Origin of the sequence: Billgrantia montanilacus (assembly GCF_003336675.1) — a bacterium.
Lineage (GTDB): Bacteria > Pseudomonadota > Gammaproteobacteria > Pseudomonadales > Halomonadaceae > Halomonas > Halomonas montanilacus.
Genome location: NZ_QPII01000007.1, coordinates 14242 through 30655, shown reverse-complemented (window position 1 = coordinate 30655; position 16414 = coordinate 14242). Strand labels below are relative to the sequence as shown.

At 64.5% G+C, this 16414-nt stretch carries 14 protein-coding genes and 1 tRNA gene; 5 read left to right on the top strand and 10 right to left on the bottom strand.

Going from position 1 to position 16414, the window contains the following annotated elements:
* Positions 1 to 5: 5 nt before the first annotated feature.
* The gene (locus DU505_RS11105; RefSeq protein WP_114479201.1) at positions 6 to 674 is read right to left on the bottom strand and encodes a 1-acyl-sn-glycerol-3-phosphate acyltransferase; all 669 of its coding nucleotides are present in this window, start codon (positions 672 to 674) and stop codon (positions 6 to 8) included.
* Between the two features lie 32 nt (positions 675 to 706).
* A complete protein-coding gene (locus DU505_RS11100) occupies positions 707 to 1324 on the bottom strand; it encodes a TetR/AcrR family transcriptional regulator (protein WP_114479057.1) in 618 nt (205 codons plus the stop codon).
* 169 nt (positions 1325 to 1493) lie between these two features.
* Here DU505_RS11100 and DU505_RS11095 point away from each other — a divergent pair, with 169 nt between their 5' ends.
* Positions 1494 to 2177 carry an SOS response-associated peptidase gene (locus DU505_RS11095; protein ID WP_114479056.1) on the top strand — a complete coding sequence of 228 codons (684 nt, stop codon included), beginning with the start codon at positions 1494 to 1496 and terminating at the stop codon, positions 2175 to 2177.
* A complete protein-coding gene (locus DU505_RS11090) occupies positions 2177 to 5053 on the top strand; it encodes an insulinase family protein (protein ID WP_181872802.1) in 2877 nt (958 codons plus the stop codon). Before DU505_RS11095 ends, DU505_RS11090 begins: the two co-directional genes overlap by 1 nt.
* 98 nt (positions 5054 to 5151) lie before the next feature.
* On the opposite strand, the gene sbcB is transcribed toward DU505_RS11090, so the two are convergent.
* The 4 genes from sbcB to minC form a co-directional block, all read right to left on the bottom strand.
* Entirely contained in the window at positions 5152 to 6642 is a 1491-nt protein-coding gene (sbcB, locus tag DU505_RS11085) for an exodeoxyribonuclease I (RefSeq protein WP_114479054.1), read from the bottom strand.
* 106 nt (positions 6643 to 6748) lie between these two features.
* The gene (gene minE / locus DU505_RS11080; RefSeq protein WP_114479053.1) at positions 6749 to 7003 is read right to left on the bottom strand and encodes a cell division topological specificity factor MinE; all 255 of its coding nucleotides are present in this window, start codon (positions 7001 to 7003) and stop codon (positions 6749 to 6751) included.
* Entirely contained in the window at positions 7000 to 7818 is an 819-nt protein-coding gene (gene minD / locus DU505_RS11075) for a septum site-determining protein MinD (protein WP_114479052.1), read from the bottom strand. The genes minE and minD overlap by 4 nt, the downstream gene beginning before the upstream one ends.
* A gap of 61 nt (positions 7819 to 7879) precedes the next feature.
* Positions 7880 to 8623, bottom strand: coding sequence for a septum site-determining protein MinC (gene minC / locus DU505_RS11070; protein WP_114479051.1), 744 nt, complete (start codon positions 8621 to 8623; stop codon positions 7880 to 7882).
* A gap of 254 nt (positions 8624 to 8877) precedes the next feature.
* Here minC and DU505_RS11065 point away from each other — a divergent pair, with 254 nt between their 5' ends.
* On the top strand, positions 8878 to 11658 hold the full coding sequence (locus DU505_RS11065; protein ID WP_114479050.1) for a DUF349 domain-containing protein: 2781 nt from the start codon (positions 8878 to 8880) through the stop codon (positions 11656 to 11658).
* A 103-nt stretch (positions 11659 to 11761) separates the two neighbouring features.
* On the opposite strand, the gene phbB is transcribed toward DU505_RS11065, so the two are convergent.
* On the bottom strand, positions 11762 to 12508 hold the full coding sequence (gene phbB, locus DU505_RS11060; protein WP_114479049.1) for an acetoacetyl-CoA reductase: 747 nt from the start codon (positions 12506 to 12508) through the stop codon (positions 11762 to 11764).
* A 199-nt stretch (positions 12509 to 12707) separates the two neighbouring features.
* On the opposite strand from phbB, the gene DU505_RS11055 reads away from it, so the two are divergent.
* Positions 12708 to 12784, top strand: a tRNA-Met gene (locus tag DU505_RS11055).
* A gap of 473 nt (positions 12785 to 13257) precedes the next feature.
* Here the strand turns inward: DU505_RS11055 and DU505_RS11050 are convergent.
* On the bottom strand, positions 13258 to 14301 hold the full coding sequence (locus tag DU505_RS11050) for a patatin-like phospholipase family protein (RefSeq protein ID WP_114479048.1): 1044 nt from the start codon (positions 14299 to 14301) through the stop codon (positions 13258 to 13260).
* Between the two features lie 31 nt (positions 14302 to 14332).
* Here DU505_RS11050 and DU505_RS22980 point away from each other — a divergent pair, with 31 nt between their 5' ends.
* A complete protein-coding gene (locus tag DU505_RS22980) occupies positions 14333 to 14467 on the top strand; it encodes a hypothetical protein (RefSeq protein WP_281271458.1) in 135 nt (44 codons plus the stop codon).
* An 84-nt stretch (positions 14468 to 14551) separates the two neighbouring features.
* Here the strand turns inward: DU505_RS22980 and DU505_RS11045 are convergent, their stop codons facing one another.
* Together DU505_RS11045 and DU505_RS11040 are read right to left on the bottom strand one after the other, a co-directional pair.
* Complete coding sequence (locus DU505_RS11045; RefSeq protein WP_114479047.1) at positions 14552 to 15427, bottom strand: protein phosphatase 2C domain-containing protein; 876 nt, start codon at positions 15425 to 15427, stop codon at positions 14552 to 14554.
* Positions 15417 to 16379, bottom strand: coding sequence for a kinase (locus tag DU505_RS11040; RefSeq protein ID WP_245947903.1), 963 nt, complete (start codon positions 16377 to 16379; stop codon positions 15417 to 15419). Before DU505_RS11040 ends, DU505_RS11045 begins: the two co-directional genes overlap by 11 nt.
* Positions 16380 to 16414: the final 35 nt, after the last annotated feature.

The following is a 16414-nucleotide window of genomic DNA, read 5'->3' as shown; positions in this document are numbered from 1 at the left end:
ATCCGCTACTGACAGACAGAACAGGCCCAGCCATCGGCCTCGGCCTTGAGCGCCCGTACCCGGGCTTCCATTCTGTCGCGCCGTGCCAGGCGGGGTGGAATCGGCTCGCCGAAATAGAGCGCCACACGGGCGCGGAATCGGCGGGGACGCTTGGAGAGGGCCGGCCCATCGCAATGCGAGGTCCACGAACCCCACAGGCCAGCCAGGCCAGCCGGGATCACCGGCACCGGATCCCGCGCCAGGATCGTCTCCAGCCCACGGCGAAAGGCGTGCACGTCGCCGTTCGGTGTCAGCCGGCCTTCGGGAAACAGCATGACGACTTCGCCGTTGCGAAGCGCCCGACTGACCTCTTCCAGTGCTCGGCGCACGCTGCCGGGGTCATGCCGGTCGGAGTCCACCGGGATCGCCCCCACCAGCCGAAACAGCCAGTTGAGCCAGGGGGAGTCGTAGATCGGCCTATCCATGAGGAAGCGCAGCGGCCGAGGACTGGCACCGCCGACCACCAGCGCATCCATGAAGCTGACATGATTGCAGACCACCACCGCCGGCCCCTTGGCCGGTATGAAGCGCCGGCCACGGAAGCGCAGGCGATAGAGGCAATGGATGAGCAGATAGATCGACCGTCGAATGATCGGCCGCGGCGCGCGGGAGACACGCCAGGCACCCGCCGCCATCAGGGTGCCGAAGAGCCCGAGGAAGGCCAGGTTCACGCGATATTGGACCTGTTCCTGAGACCGGCAAGAATGGTCGCCAGCAGTTGGTCGAGCAGCTCACCGACCTCGAGCTGCTGCCCCTGCCAGTAACCCAGCCGCTCATTGAGGCCAAGTTGCACCAGGCCGTGAACGCTGCCCCACAGGGTGCGCCCCAGCCGCCGTGCCTCCAGGTCACCCAGCGCCGGCTGGTACTCTTTGAGACTCGCCTCGACCCGCAGAAACAGGGCTTCGATCATGTCGGATTGACGCTGGTCGAGCTCACCCTCCTGGGCCAGCGGGTAGTCGAACAGCAGTTGCCAACGATAGGGCTCACGCTGAGCGAACTGCCAGTAGGCCAGAGCCAGGGCGTTAAGCTGCCGCTCGGGAGAGGCGCCTTCGGTCAAGGGCTCGATCACCGTACGCAGGCGCGCCAGGGTCTCGATGTTCACATGCTGAAGCAAGTTGCCGAAACTGCCGTAGAGTTTCAGCAAAGTGCTTGGCGCACAGCCGACCTCACGCGCCAGGGCGCGCAGCGACAGCGTATGCACGGGGTTGCCCTGCAGCCAGGCATCGCTTGCCGCCATGACTTGGGCATGTAGCGCTTCGGGCGCATGCTGTCGGGGACGGGCCATGAATTCCTCGCAGGGGCGGTGGTCAGCTCGTGAGCATGCATGGAACCTGCCATGCTTCGCGTTACTTAGGATAGCGCACATCGAACACTGTTTTCGACCATTACGCATCCAGCCCTTTTCAGCTCCGCCCGACTTGGCTACCCTGACTGCCCCGACTCGCGGAGTTGCCATGGCCGGTCGACTGTTCATTCCTCCCCTCGATCTCGCTCGACTGCTGCCGGACCTGTGCCAAGACGCCCCACTGATCACCGCGGCCAACCTGTCACCGCGACGGCCGGTATCGCACATTCGCCTCGAGGGCGGCATCGCCCGGCTGTCGCCGGTATTCTGGGGCCTGACGCCACCGTGGCTGACGGTGCTCGACCATGCCCCCCACTGCGCGCGTGCCGAATCGCTGGAGTCGCGCCGCATGTTTCGCGAGGCCTTTGCCGCGCGGCGCAGCCTGGTCCCGGTGGGTGGCGTCTACGTCTGGAAGCCTCAACCGCGTTTCAAGCAGCCCTTCCTGATCACCCGTGTCGACCGCGGCCCCCTGCTGCTGGCCGGTGTGTGGTGTCGCTACCACACCAGCCTCAGCGAACATGCCGACTCCATGGCCTTGATCACCGTGCCTACAGGTAGCCTCCTGGCGCCACTCAGCGACAGGCTTCCGGCATTGATCGCCGCCGATGATGCCGCCTGCTGGCTTGACCCGCAGACACCACTGCCCACAGCAAAGGCCCTTCTGCGTCCCGCTCCAGGGGAACTGTTGGGCGCTTTTCCGGTATCTAGACGAGTGAACGATCCCAAGAACCAGGACCCAGCCTGCGCGCATCCCACCGGACCCATGCTGCGCTGGAGTGACCAGGAGATATGATGTCCAGTCTTGCTACCTACCGCCAGGATCTACGGCACCGGGCGGTCCCGCTTGCGGGCGTGCTGCTGACCGGCGCCCTGTTGTCGACAGCCGTCGCTGCCCAGACCGCCGAGCAGAGCACCGACGCCAAGGCCGCCATCGACGACGTCGTCACCCCTCGGGTCAGTCCACACGACACGCGTGACTACCGGGTATTGACGCTGGAAAACGGTCTCACCGCCCTGCTGGTGAGCGACCCCGACGTGGACCAGGCGGCCGCCTCGATGAATGTGGGCGTGGGCAGCGCCCAGGACCCTGATGACCTGTCCGGGCTGGCCCACTTTCTGGAGCATATGCTGTTCCTCGGCACCGAACCCTTTCCCGAAGCGGATGCCTACCAGGGCTATTTGCGTCGCCATGGCGGAAGCCATAACGCCTTCACCGCGCCCCAAGACACCAACTACTTCTTCGACATCGAGCCCGAGGCCCTGACCGGCGCATTGGATCGTTTCAGTCAATTCTTCCTGACGCCGCTGTTCAATCCCGACCAGTTGGAGAGCGAACGCAATATCGTGCACTCGGAGTACATGGCACGCATCCGTGACGATGGGCGACGCGAACTCGATGTGCTCAACGAAGTGCTCAATCCCGACAACCCCAGCGTCGGGTTCTCGGTCGGCAGCCGCGAGACACTCGACCCGCCCGAGGGAGAGGCATCACTGCGCGAGCGGGTGATCGACTTCTACGAGCGCTACTATGACGCCAACGTCATGCATCTGGCCCTGATCGCACCGCACTCGCTGGACGAGCTGGAGACGATGGTCATCGAGCGCTTCGCCGGTATCGCCGACCGGGGCCTGGAGCGCCCGGTGATCGAGGAGCCGCTCGTATTGGAGGAGAGCCTGCCCCTGCAGCTGGAAATGCAGTCGATCAGGGACAGCCGCCATGCTCGCTTCATGTTCCCCGTTCCCGATCCCATCCAGCACTATGAGCACAAGCCCGCCGACTACCTGGCCCACCTGCTGGGCCACGAAGGAGAGGGCAGCCTGCTCGCTGTGCTGCGCGAGGCCGGGCTAGCCGATGGGCTCTCGGCCGGCGTCGGACGCAGCGACGAGCGCGACGCCCTGTTCACCGTCAGTATCAGCCTGACGCCTGCCGGCGCCGAGCGACTCGACGAGATAGAGGCCACCCTTTTTGCCGCCATCGACCAGGTCCGTGACTCGGGTCTCGATGAATGGCGCTACGACGAACAGGCCCGGCTCGCCGAGCAGCAATTCCGCTTCCAGCAGCATGGCTCGCCGCTCCAGGGCGCCATGCGCCTGGCCATGAACCTGGCCCGTTACCCGGTAGAGGACGTGCAGTATGCCGCCTATCGCATGGACGGCTTCGACCGCGAGCTGGTCGAGCGCTATCTCGGCGAGCTTCGACCCGACCGGCTACTGCGCTTCTACAGCGCCCCGGATGTCGAAGGAGAGCAGACATCGCCCTGGTTCAATGCCCCCTGGCGCAAGGTCAGCAATACCGACCAGACGGCGGCGGCGCCCCTGGCCGGCCTGGCCCTGCCCGAGCCCAACCCGTTCATCGCCGAGGACCTGACGCTGCTCGCCGAACAGCACGAGCGCCCCACCCAATTGCTGGATGAATCAAGCTTCGCCCTCTGGCACATGGCGGACGCCACCTTCAACACCCCGAAGGTGGAGTGGCGTATCAGCCTGCAGCATCCGGATGCCAACGCGGACCCGCGGCAAGCGGCACTGGCACATCTGCTGTCGGGCTGGTTGGACGACAGCCTCAACGAGGACTTCTACCCGGCTCGCCTGGCCGGCCACCATGCCGAAGCCTATGCCCATGCTCGCGGCATCACCCTCTCCTTTTCCGGCTGGCGCGACCGCCAGGACCGCGTCATGCAACGCACCCTCACCCAGCTTCAACAGGGCGAGATCGATGAGTCCAGCTTCGAGCGTGCACGCTACCGCCTGCAGAGGGAGTGGCGCAACGCCCCCCAGGCCGCCCTCTTCCGCCAGGCCCACCGCACGCTGACCGAAGCCCTGGTACGCCCCCAGTGGCCCACCAACGACCTGCTGGAGGCCAGCCGGGAGCTCGATGTCCAGGCGCTGCGCGACTTCCGTGACGCCTTCCTCTCCCACCTGCACGTGGAAGCCCTGGCCGTGGGCAACCTCGACGAGCAACTGGCCATGCGGGAGGGGCGCCAGATCGCCGAACTGCTGCAGCCTCGAGCGAGGAAGGAGGCAATTCCCGACCTGACACCGCTGCGCATCGTGGAGGGCCTGCCGACCCTGCATCCGGTTACCTCGCGTGAGGAGTCGCTGGTGCTGCGGTATCTCCAGGGAAGCGACCGCTCGCTCGAGAGCCAGGCGCGCCTCGCCGTGCTCGGCCAACTGATCGAGACGCCCTTCTATCAGCGCCTGCGTACCGAGGAGCAGCTCGGCTACGTGGTCAACGCCGGTTACTCACCGCTGCTCGACGCGCCGGGCCTCAGCCTGCTGGTGCAGTCGCCGGACACCCCCAGCGACGAGATCCTGACTCATATCGACGCCTTCCTGGACGCCTTCGGCGAGCGATTGGGCGCGCTGGAGGACGACGAGCTGGCGGCGTACCGCCAGGCGGTCCATGACAATCTGCTGCAGCGCGATACCAGCCTCTCCGGCCGCACCAACCGGCTTTGGCGCGCCCTCTCCTATGGCGACACCGACTTCGACCGCCGCGAGCGCCTGGCCGAACGGGTACTCGAGGTCAGTGCCGATGAGCTGCGCCAGGCCTGGCCCAAACTGCGCGAATCCGCCACCGCCACCGTCAGCTACGACCCGGGCGACGAGCCCAGTGACGTAGCCGACCTGACGCAACACCTCGCGCCCATGCCCGAGGCCGACGACTGACCCTGTCGGCATCCAATCATCGCCTCAACGACAGCGCCCGGCCAATGGCCGGGCGCTGGTGCGTCATGGTTCTGGTTTCGATCAGTTGTCGGACAATCCTAGTCGAAGGCCTGGGGCGGCATCATCGCCTCCACATGCATCACCAGTTCCTCCAGCACCTGACGGTCGCGATCGCCCAGCGCCACCTGGTTGAGCCGTTCGATCTCCCGGGCGAAGTCCTTCAGGGTGAAGCCGGCCACCGCGGCGTCGTTCATCCGCTCCCAGCGGAAGGCCTCCCAGCGCACCAGCTCGTCACTGGACAGGGTCTCCGGATAGCTGCGAGCCCGATAGCGGAACAGCATCTCCTCGAGCCGCGGGTCCTGGAAGGCGAAGCGGGCATCCACCAGGTCCCAGGGCGCGGTATCGCGAACGCGCTGCATCTGCTGGCGATCGGCGGGCGAGAAGAAACCGCCCGAGTAGATCATCAGGTCGGGATCATGCGGCCCCTCGGGAGGGGGGGCGGCGAATACCTCCACGGCCTTGCTCGTCGCGTCGGCGCTGCCGGCCAGGCGCTTCCAGTGAGCGCGGCAGGCGGCCAGGTCCAGCCCCAGTCGCTCGACGATATCGCCATACTCGCCCTGCCGGGGGCCCTCCACATCCTTCAAGGACGCGGTCGGCAGGATCACCGGGCTGCGGTTAATGTGGATCACCTTGAGCGGTATACGCGCCTCGCCCTCGGCCAGGTCGTCGTTGCTGACGAAGATGCGCTGTCGAATCTGCTCGGCGCTCAGGGTCAGCAGCGGTTCGGGGTCGACCGAGAGGTCGTAGACAATCACGCCGTTGGAATTGGTGGGATGCTCGGCGAGCGGTATCACCAGCGCGCTGCAGCCTCGGCTCGCAGGATAACGGCGTGAGATGTGCAACACCGGCTTGCGACCGGGTACGTCGAGTCGCCGCGCCACTTCCCGCTTGTTGCGTAGTGCAAGCAGATGATCGAAGAGCCGGGGGTTGCAGCGCCTCAGCAGCTTCGCCAGGGCGATGGTGGCTCGCACGTCGGCGACGGCGTCATGGGCGCCTTCGTGGGCGATGCCGTTGGCGGCAGTCAGGTCCTCGAGGCGGAAGCTGGGCGCCCCGTCCTCCCGACGCGGCCATTCGATGCCAGTTGGTCGCAGGGCGTGGAAGGCACGCACGGCATCGATCAGGTCCCAGCGGGAATTGCCGTTCTGCCACTCTCGGGAGTAGGGATCGAGCAAGTTGCGGTAGAAGAGACAGCGGCTTATCTCGTCGTCGAAACGCAGGCTGTTGTAGCCCAGGGCACAGGTACCGGGTTCGCTCATCAGCGCATGGATGCGGCCGGCGAACTCGGCTTCCGGCAACCCGCGGCGGCGCGCCTGCTGCGGAGTGATGCCAGTGATCAGGCAGGCCTGGGGGTGCGGCAGGTAGTCGTCGGCGGGCTTGCAAAAAAGCTCGACGGGCTCGCCGATCTCGTTGAAGTCCGCATCGGTGCGAATGGCGGCGAACTGCGAAGGTCGGTCGCGACGCGGGTCGGCGCCGAAGGTCTCGTAGTCGTGCCACAGGAAGGTCATCGGGGCGGCATCGGGCTTCGCCATGGGCGCGGTGTCTCCTGACTCTGCGTCGCTGAATGGCACAGCCTAGCATAGCCTTGCCGACGCCTCAGCCCATCGCGTCGACCCGGCCGTGCAGCCAAAGGCTCGGCTACGAACTGCGCGGCAGGGTGACGTTGAGCTCAAGCACCGAGCAGTTGTCCTCGCTGTCCAGGCTGATATTGATGGCATCGTCATCCACCTGGACATAGCGCCGAATCACCTCCAGCAGCTCCCTCTCCAGCATCGGCATGTAGTCCGGCTGGCCGCGCTGGCTGCGCTGATGGGCCACGATGATCTGCAGTCGCTCCTTGGCGACCGACGCGGACTTCTTGCGTTCGCGCTTCAGGAATTCAAGCAACTTCACCGGCGACCTCCTCCGAACATGCGGCTCAGCAGACTCTTCTTCTGGGTTTCGTGGAAGCGCAGCGGCACCTCCTCACCGAGAAGACGCGAGACGGTATCGGCATAGGCCTGACCCGCATCGCTGTTGTCGTCATGGGTGACCGGCACCCCCTGGTTGGAAGCACGCAGCACCGCTTCCGACTCCGGGATCAGGCCGAGCAGGTCAATGGCCAGGATCTCGCGGATGTCGTCGAGGTTGAGCATGTCGCCATCGTCGACGCGCGTCGCATTGTAGCGGGTGATCAGCAGGTGCTCCTTGATCGGATCCTCGCCACGCTCGGCGCGGCGGGTCTTGGAGGCCAGCAACCCCAGGATACGATCGGAGTCGCGCACCGAGGACACTTCGGGGTTGGTCACCACGATAGCCTCGTCGGCGTAGTACATGGCCAGCTGAGCGCCCCGCTCGATGCCGGCAGGCGAGTCGCAGAGGATATAGTCGAAATCCTTGCTCAGGGTCTCGAGTATCTTCTCCACGCCCTCTGAGGTCAGGGCATCCTTGTCGCGGGTCTGAGAGGCCGGCAGGATATGCAGGTTATCGACGCGCTTGTCGCGAATCAGCGCCTGATTGAGCCCCGCCTCCCCCTGGATCACGTTGACCAGGTCGTATACCACACGACGCTCACAGCCCATGATCAGGTCCAGGTTGCGCAGCCCCACGTCGAAATCGATGACGACGGTCTTGTTGCCTCGCAGTGCCAGGCCGGTAGCGATGGCCGCTGCGCTGGTTGTCTTGCCGACCCCACCCTTGCCTGAGGTCACTACGATAATCTTGGCCAAGTTGTGCTTCCCTATGGATAACGGTGAAAAAAGGCGCGTCAATCAGGTACAGGTGTGCCGGTCAGGAGAGCGAGGTAATCCCCAACTGGGCATCGCAGAGTTTGACCTGGACCGAGGTCCCAAGCAGCTGAGGGTCGATATCCTCCAGGCGCTTGTAGTTGCCGGCAACCGACAGCAATTCGGCACGCAGCTCGCGACAGAAGATACCGGCCAGAGTATCGCCATGAATACCGGCCAGGGCGCGCCCGCGCAGGGCCCCATAGACATGCACACTGCCTGCGGCCAGTACCTCGGCACCGGCGTTGACGGCACCGATCACCACCAGATCGCCATCCGGGGCGGTAACCTGCTGCCCGGAACGTACCGTCCCCCGGTAGATACGGCCACCGCTGGCCGTACTGGCCGGCTCCGGAGAAGGTTCCGGCACGGCAGGCGACGGCTCGACAGTAGATACGCCCTCCAGCGTGCGAGCACGGGCGCCGTCATTGGGCGGAAACCAGCCCAACCCCAGTGCCCAGGCCGACTGTTTGACCGGGTCGGGGCCACCGCGCACCGCCACCGGCAACAGCTTGTGCGCACGGCACACGGCACAGATGCGTTCCAGTGCCAGGTGAGGTTCATCGAGCTTCTCTACACTGAGAACCACGGGGGTATGCTGAAAGAAGGCAGGCGACTGGCTGAGCTTGCCGGAAAGCTGCTCGCGGATGCGTTCCGGGTCTGCGCTGGCCAGTTCCATGACCGTCATCGGCAGCATGCCCCCCTTGAAGGTAAATGCCATGCTTGCCCTGTCCACTTTGAGGCTCATTGCCGGACTCCACTCGGGTGTTGTCGGGTCGTGGGTCTAAAGCTAAGCGACTCCCTGCGCCCCTGCAACTGATCATACGGCCAGCCGGGCCGGGATGACAGAGTCGCAGATTGGCCACACCCGGCGGAGTTAGGCTTTTCCCCAGCCGCGGCGCGTGCTTAGATACATACATTAGACGAAAGATGCCGACACGATAGCAATAATACGGCTTGCGCAGGCACTGAGCCTTGCGCACTTCACGCTCAGGATAGCCCATGCCCGGATTCCTTCGACGCCTTTTTGCCCCTCGCTGGCAACACCACGACGCTCAGGTCCGACGCCTAGCCGTCGACAAACTCGACCCGTCGCACCCGAACCAGCGACAGGCGTTGGAGCGTCTCTGCCTCGACGGCGACCCCGACGTTCGAAGGAAGGCACTGGAGCGGATCGAAGCGCCCGATACCCTGCTTCGCCTGCTTGGCGAACAGCCGTACAACCCCGAGCTGCATCGCCGCCTGATCGACGTACTCACCGGCAAGACCGGAGGCGTGGAACTATCTCGGCGCCTGGCACTGCTGGAAAGCATCGACGATCGCGGGCTGCTCTCCGCTGTGGCCATGCAGGGCGACAACCAGCAACTGCGGTTGGCCGCCCTGGCACGCCTCAGCGCGGAGGAGGACCTCATCCTCCAGGCCTGTGAAAACGGAATCGCCGCCGTCCGACACGCTGCGGCGGCCCGGGTATCCAGCGAAATCGGCCTGCAGCAACTGGCCCAGAAGGCCCGCCGCGACCGCCAGGTCATGCGTCAGGCCAGGGAGCGCCTGAATCGCCTGAAAGCCGACGCCGCTTCCCTGACCGCCGAGCGCGAAAATCGCAAGGCACTGCTGGACAAGCTGGAAGCTCACGGCCGCGCCCCCTGGGAGCCGCTCTATGCCGGCCGGTACCGACACCTGACCCGGGAGTGGGAGTCGATGCCGGGTCTTCCCGATGCCAGCCAGGAGCGTCGCTATCAGGATGCCTGCCAACGCTGCCGCAAGGTCATCTCCGACCACGAGGCACGAGAGCATGCCCACGCCCAGGCGGACCGCCGCCGCGAGCTGGCGACCGAGGCCCGTGAATCGCTGCTCGAAGCACTGGAAGAGAGCCTTGCCGGCCTGCCTCGCGGGGACCTTCTCACCGAGCAGGATATCGCCAGCCTGCGCTCGCAGAAGCTGCTGCTGGCCAATCGCTGGCAGACACTCTCCGACCTGCATGTCACCGATGAAGCGCTACGCCAGCGCTATGACGCCGTGCTGGCCGACTATGACCGGGTTCTCACCGCCTGGGAGCGGCTGGTCACGCAGGTGCCGGAGATCGAAGCGGCCCTGTCGGAGCGGGATGCAGAACGCCTGGCAGCCAGCGTCGACGCCTGCCAGTGGCCCGACACCCTTCCCCCCACGCCGCTGCTTGCCCGCGCCCGATACAAACTCGCTGGCGAAAAGAACACGGATGGCGACCTCGATGCGCGTCTGGAGCGGTTCGCCGCCGACCTCGGGCAGTTGGAACAGTTGCTCGACCGAGGCGCCTTCAAGGGGGCCAGCCGTCTGCATCAGAGCCTCAGGCATCGTGCCGAATCGCTTCCTGCCGACAGGCTCCGCCCCCACCGGGCCACCCTCAAGCGCCTGGGCGCCAGGCTTGCCGAACTCCGCGACTGGCGTGGCTTCGTTGCCGGCCCCAAGCGAGAGCAGCTCTGCCAGGCCATCGATCGTCTGGCCGAGGAATCATCGCTGACCGACGTCGAGCTCGACCGCCAGCACCGGCAGCTGGTGCGTGACTGGAAGATGCTCGGCGATGCCGCCGCCAACCGCCAACTCTCGGAGCAGTTTCGCGCGGCATCGGACCGCATTCACGAGCGCCTGGCACCCTGGCGCGACCGGCTCAACGCCGAGCGCATCCGCAATCTCGAAGCCCGTACGGCACTCTGCGAACAGCTGGAAGAGTTGCTGGAAGCCCCCGCGGCGAACGCCGACCCTGACGCCTTGCGCCGTATCCGCGACCACGCCCGGGAAGAGTGGCGTCGCCACTCCCCGGTCCCCAGAGATCAGTCGGAAGCCATCGGGCGGCGGTTCGGTCGCATTCGCTACGCCCTGCAGGGCCTGATCGACCAACGGGCCCGGGAAGTGGCCGACACCAAGCGAGTTCTGGTCAACGAAGCCCGAGCCCTGCTCGAACGACAGCTGCCGGCAGCCGCCCGAGCCGAAGAGGCCAAGATGCTGCAGCAGCGCTGGCGTGACCTGGGCCGCGCCCCGCGAGGCGAGGAGCAGACGCTGTGGCGAGAGTTTCGCGAGATCTGCGACCAGATCTTCGCGGTTCGTGAAGCCCAGCGGGATGATCGCTCTCAGCGGGCCCGCCAACGCCTTGAGGCGATGCAGGCGCTGATCGACCGACTGGACGCCTGGCAGCCTAGCCGTCATGCGGACAGCACGACCCTGGAGCAGGCGCTCGATGAGGCGGCGGCCCTGGAGCCACTGCCCTCAGGGCGGCGGACGGAGGGAATGCGGCGCCGCTGGAGCGGTATCGTGCGTGCTCGGCGGGAGCGTCTCAACCGCCTGGCGGTAGCCGAGGAGATCCAGCACTGGCAGGCCTACCGCCCCCTGCTCGATGCCCACCTGAAGGCCGACGCTCGACTGATCGAACAGGGCACTGTCGAGAACGTGGCCGCCGATGACCACCTCTCACTGCCAGAGGATATGCGCACGGCTCATCAGCAGCGTAATGCGGTACGGCTTTCCCCCCCCTCCGAGGCCGACGTGGCTGAGCAGCTGGCACGGTTGCGCGTTCACCTTTCGCTACTGGCCATGGGCCGCGTCAGCCAGCATGACGAGCCGCTGCGCCTGGCCATTCAGGTCGAACGGCTCAACGAAGGGCTGAGCCGTGAGCTTGATCGCGCAGAGGAAGTTCGTATCGTGCTGCGCAACCTGCTGGCCACCGGCCCGGTCTCGCCGGACCAATGGGCGCGTGAGGTTGGTGAGTTCGACGCCCTGTTGACACGACTGACCCACCTGCCACCCCCCTGAGCGGCCGATACAGCGACGCCGAACGGCAAGGCATTCACACCCGCAGACATGCAAACGGGAGGCATCGCCTCCCGCAGCTGGATGGAATACCGGCGTAGTGGTCTCAGCCCATGAATTGGCCACCGTTGATATCGATGTTGGCCCCCGTAATGAAACCTGACTCCTTGTCGGCCAGGAAGACGACCAGGCGCGCAATCTCTTCCGGCGTGCCATAGCGCTTGACCGGAATAGTCTCGCGGATCGCCTCGCGCACATTCTCCGGAATCTTCATGATCATGTCGGTGGCAATGTAGCCCGGCGACACGGTGTTGACGGTAATCCCCTTGGTGGCGGTCTCCTGGGCCAACGCCATGGTGAGACCATGCATGCCTGCCTTGGCGGCGGAGTAGTTGACCTGCCCAAATTGCCCCTTGCGGCCATTGATCGAGGAGATGTTGATGATGCGGCCATACTTCTGATCGAGCATACCCCCAATGACACTACGGCAAGTGTTGAAGACGCTGTTGAGGTTGGTGTCGATGACCTCGTGCCACTGCTCGGAGGTCATCTTCTTCATGGTGCCGTCCCGAGTGATCCCGGCACAGTTGACCAGCACGCTGACGGGGCCGTGATTCTCCTCGATCTCCTTGATACCGGCCTCACACGCTTCGAAGCTGGTCAGGTCGACGCCCGACAGGGCGATGTTGTCAAAACCGTCGGCCTTCTGGGTTTCAAGCCAGGTCTTCGCCTTCTCCGGATTATGATACCCGGCGACCACTAGATAGCCCGATGAGGCCAGGCCGCGGCATATCGCCGAGCCAATACCACCGGTTCCGCCGGTTACCCAGGCAACGGGTGCTGTTTGGGTCATATTCCACCTCCCTGATCATGGCGCATGCTTATGCAAAATGGCGTGACCTGAAGCAGCAGGCCAGCCTTAACAGGATGCTTCCTGAACGGTCCCCCTTCAAGCATCCCTTATGATTATGGACCCTTGAGCGGCAAGTGCACTAACAACGACCATACCCTTGACATGACGCAGAAAAGGAGTAGTATTTGCCCCACGTTGATGCGGGGTGGAGCAGTCTGGTAGCTCGTCGGGCTCATAACCCGAAGGTCATCGGTTCAAATCCGGTCCCCGCTACCATCTTCAAAAAGGCCGAGGCTTCCAAGCCTCGGTTTTTTTATTGGGCGTCATCACGATGACCGGTCATCGGTTCGCTTTCGATACCAATTCAGCGGTCCCCGCTACCATCTTCGAAAAGGCCGAGGCTTCCAAGCCTCGGTTTTTTTATTGGGCGTCAGCACGATGACCGGTCACTGGTTCGCTTTCGATACCAATTCAGCGGTCCCCGCTACCATCTTCGAAAAGGCCGAGGCTTCCAAGCCTCGGTTTTTTATTGGGCGCCATTACGGCGACAGTCATCGGTTCGCTTTCTATTCAACGTCAGCGTTCCGGCGACCAATACTTAAAGAGGCAGATCAGCATATTGCCGATCCGCCTCTTTTCGTTGCCCGCCATAAAATCCGATGGTGGCACGCCTGTGGCCAGCCACCGAATGGCTGTCCGACGCCCCAAAGAATGGCCGGCTAGCCTCATGCTTAAGTTTGCTGTCGAACCTAACCCTGGTGCTGGGCGCCGATGCCTTGGAAAATCTGACGAAGATCGACACTCGAATGCTCACCGATAGCGGAAAAATTTTCCTCCAGCCAGTGCGTAGCGGTGTCACGGCCGAGGTCGCGCAGCTTGGTGAGAAACGTCCATTCAGCATTCATCTTCGATGAAGCGCCGAGCGGTATCAGCTCCGCCTGGTTTTCCACGACATGCACCCGAACCTGACGGTATTCATCGGCCGATAGCTTGCCCTGACGGATCAGCCGGTCAACGAAGTCGATCCCGCGCAGTTCCTTGAGCAGACTGCTGTTGAAACTGATCTCGTTCATCCGGTTCTGTATGTCCTGGGAGTTCTTCGGCGCGCCCTTACGCTCGATCGGATTGATCTGGATCACCACGATATCGTTGGTACCGGTCTCGCCGTGAAAGGGAAACAGCGACGGATTACCCATGTAGCCGCCATCCCAATATGGCACGCCGTCGATCTCAACCGCCTGATAGATATGCGGGAGACAGGCCGAGGCCATCAACATGTCCAACGTTATCTCCTCGCGAGGGAAAATCTTGACATTGCCGCTCTCCACGTTGGTGGCCGAAATGTACAGTTTGAACGCAGTGCAGCTACGCACCCTGTCGAAATCGATGCTCTTTTCCACCAGATCACGCAATGGATTGATATTCATGGGATTCAGCTGGTAGGGCGAAGCCACTCGGGAGAGTGCATCCATGGCGTGATACATGGGGTTGTTCTGCAGCCCCCAGCGGCCCGTCAGAACGTCGTAGGGCGTGCGTTTCAGCGGGCTGTTCTTCGCGCCCTCGCCCATGCGTCGCCAGAAGTGCTCGAGGGCAGCCCGCCCGCCTTCGGGGCCATCGCGGGTAAAGCCATCGGCCAGCGCCACCGCGTTCATCGCTCCCGCCGAAGTCCCCGAAATCCCGGCGATCTGCAACCGCCCGTCCTCAAGAATCCGATCCAGCACCCCCCACGTGAAAGCGCCATGCGCACCTCCGCCCTGAAGGGCGAGGTTTATGAGCTTGGGTTTCTGTGTCATGTGATCGGGCCTATTGGGGGTTAATCGCTGAATGGATAGCGTGGACATCGAGGCCGACATGAAGGGCATGGAGAGGGCCGGACGCATGAGCTGTCCGCAGAATAAAACAGGGCGAGAGGGCTATCTGTTCGGTGACGTACAGAGCCACCCGACGCTGGAGAGCTGAAGGAGAGGAAGGGTTGGACTGTCAGCATGCACGATGTGATTCTCGCAGCCAGCTGCAAGTCTTCCTGAAATCACTACGTTCTCACTACGTTTGGACTATATCGTGGGACGTAAGGTCGCGGGCGGCGAGGGCGACGCTACGATCATCGCCGCTGGTGCCGCGACAGAAGGCATCGCTGTAGAAGAGCCGGATCAGGTCACGTTGACGCAGCCGGCCCCGTCGCAGGTCGTCGAGCCAGTGGCTGAGCTGTCCTGCCACCCGTCCGCCGTCGTGTGCCACCAGCTTCTCGGCGGCGCCGTCGCTCATCAGGGCGATGCCAGTCATGGCCGCCATCGGCTCGCAGCCGTACTGCACCTGTTCGAATGTCAGCCGATCGTCGACGAACAGCGTCTGGTTGGCGAATTCGCCCTTACCCCGCTCGCCCAGCGTGACAAGCTCGGGCGCCAGCGCGGGCTCGTCGCCCGCCGGAGATTCGATGGGCACCGCCCGCTCCAGCACGATCTCGCCATCCCCCACCTTGAGCCACAGCAGCCTTTCGCGGCCCCCCAGCGCCAGCAATAACGTTGAGCGAAGGTCGCGCACCGGGCGCTGCAGTTCGGCGGCGCGGTCGAGCTGGGTTCCCTTGGCGTGGCGAACCAGCAGCTCGGCGAACTGACCAAGCGGCTCCGCCCCGGGAGCATCCTGCCCATCAAGCAACCAGGATATCTGGGGTTCCAAAGTGTCGGCCAGACGCAACATGGCGGCGACCAGTGTGCGTGCCCCCATGTCCGAGGCCAGCGAGCTGCCGGCGCCATCGGCCACTATCGCAACGGGACGTCGCCCCCCCACAGCGGCGGCGGCGTCCTGGCAGGGCAGCGGCGCGGCCGCCTCCAGGTGCGCCAGCCCCGGCACCGCCGTGGCCAGGGCCGCCCAGGCCCCCTCCTGCCGCTCGGGTTCGGCGTGGCTCAGCTCATCGGGCATGCAGCACCTGCGAATCCGGCTTCGCGCTTGGCCTGGCAAGTTCACGGGGGCACTCACCGGCTTCCAACTGTTGACGATATGTCGTCAAGGCGGCATGCCACTGCGCGAGTGTCGCGCGGCGACTCGGTGCAGTGGCGCCCGCGGTAAAGGTGGTGACGAACAAGTCGCGAATCGGCTCTGGCAGCTCGCGCCAGAGGTCGTACCAGGCCCCCTGGGGTACATCGCGCTGGCCGTGACCGTAGGCGAAGTTGCCGCGACGGAGATTGCGAACCGGATCGTCGCCGCCAACGATGTCGTAGGGGTGACGTCCCAGCATCAGGCACTTGAAGAGCACGATGGCGAGCGAGAACGCCTCGCTCCGTGGCGTCCGCACGATATCGCGGAAGGCGACGCCCTGATGCTCCTTGGGGGTCATGTCGGGGCTGCCCACCGGGCAGGGGTAGAAGGTGCCGCCCATGCGCAGCTGGTAGCTGTCGCAGTCGATCAGCGTGACCTCCTGGGTCGAGGGCACGCAGAAGATATTATTGAGGTTATAGTCGCCGATGCAGACGCCGGCACGATGCAACTGCTGGACGATCTCGACGAAGCGGATCAGATAGTCGACGATCTGCCGGCGATCCAGCCCAGGGAAGTAGCGCTGATAGAGCAGGGCATGGGCCAGAAAGCCCATCCTGACGCCCCGCGCCCGATACATGGCGAAGCCGATCCAGCGGTGCTTGTCGTCGAAGACGCGGATCAAGGGCCAGCAGACATCGCGGGTCATGTGCGCATCGCGCAGCTCGCGCATCGCTTCCACCTTGCGGTGCAGCTCGTCGCCGCGCTTCTTGAGCACCTCGGGGTAGTACCACTTGACGATCACGTCGGGGCGCTCCTGCAGGGCGAATATCTCCCCTTCCCCGCCGCGCTCCAGGCGCTTGCCGAGCCGGCGCGTCTTGCCCAGCGAATCGGTCACGACCCTTGCCCGCAATGCCACTAGTCCTCCCTCCC

What these genes read in the sequence shown, in the direction of transcription:
- DU505_RS11105 (WP_114479201.1), bottom strand. Translation starts at nt 674, where the DNA reads ATGGCGGCGGGTGCCTGGCGTGTCTCCCGCGCGCCGCGGCCGATCATT.
- DU505_RS11100 (WP_114479057.1), bottom strand. Translation starts at nt 1,324, where the DNA reads ATGGCCCGTCCCCGACAGCATGCGCCCGAAGCGCTACATGCCCAAGTC.
- DU505_RS11095 (WP_114479056.1), top strand. Translation starts at nt 1,494, where the DNA reads ATGGCCGGTCGACTGTTCATTCCTCCCCTCGATCTCGCTCGACTGCTG.
- DU505_RS11090 (WP_181872802.1), top strand. Translation starts at nt 2,177, where the DNA reads ATGTCCAGTCTTGCTACCTACCGCCAGGATCTACGGCACCGGGCGGTC.
- sbcB (WP_114479054.1), bottom strand. Translation starts at nt 6,642, where the DNA reads ATGGCGAAGCCCGATGCCGCCCCGATGACCTTCCTGTGGCACGACTAC.
- minC (WP_114479051.1), bottom strand. Translation starts at nt 8,623, where the DNA reads ATGAGCCTCAAAGTGGACAGGGCAAGCATGGCATTTACCTTCAAGGGG.
- DU505_RS11065 (WP_114479050.1), top strand. Translation starts at nt 8,878, where the DNA reads ATGCCCGGATTCCTTCGACGCCTTTTTGCCCCTCGCTGGCAACACCAC.
- phbB (WP_114479049.1), bottom strand. Translation starts at nt 12,508, where the DNA reads ATGACCCAAACAGCACCCGTTGCCTGGGTAACCGGCGGAACCGGTGGT.
- DU505_RS11050 (WP_114479048.1), bottom strand. Translation starts at nt 14,301, where the DNA reads ATGACACAGAAACCCAAGCTCATAAACCTCGCCCTTCAGGGCGGAGGT.
- DU505_RS22980 (WP_281271458.1), top strand. Translation starts at nt 14,333, where the DNA reads ATGGATAGCGTGGACATCGAGGCCGACATGAAGGGCATGGAGAGGGCC.
- DU505_RS11045 (WP_114479047.1), bottom strand. Translation starts at nt 15,427, where the DNA reads ATGCCCGATGAGCTGAGCCACGCCGAACCCGAGCGGCAGGAGGGGGCC.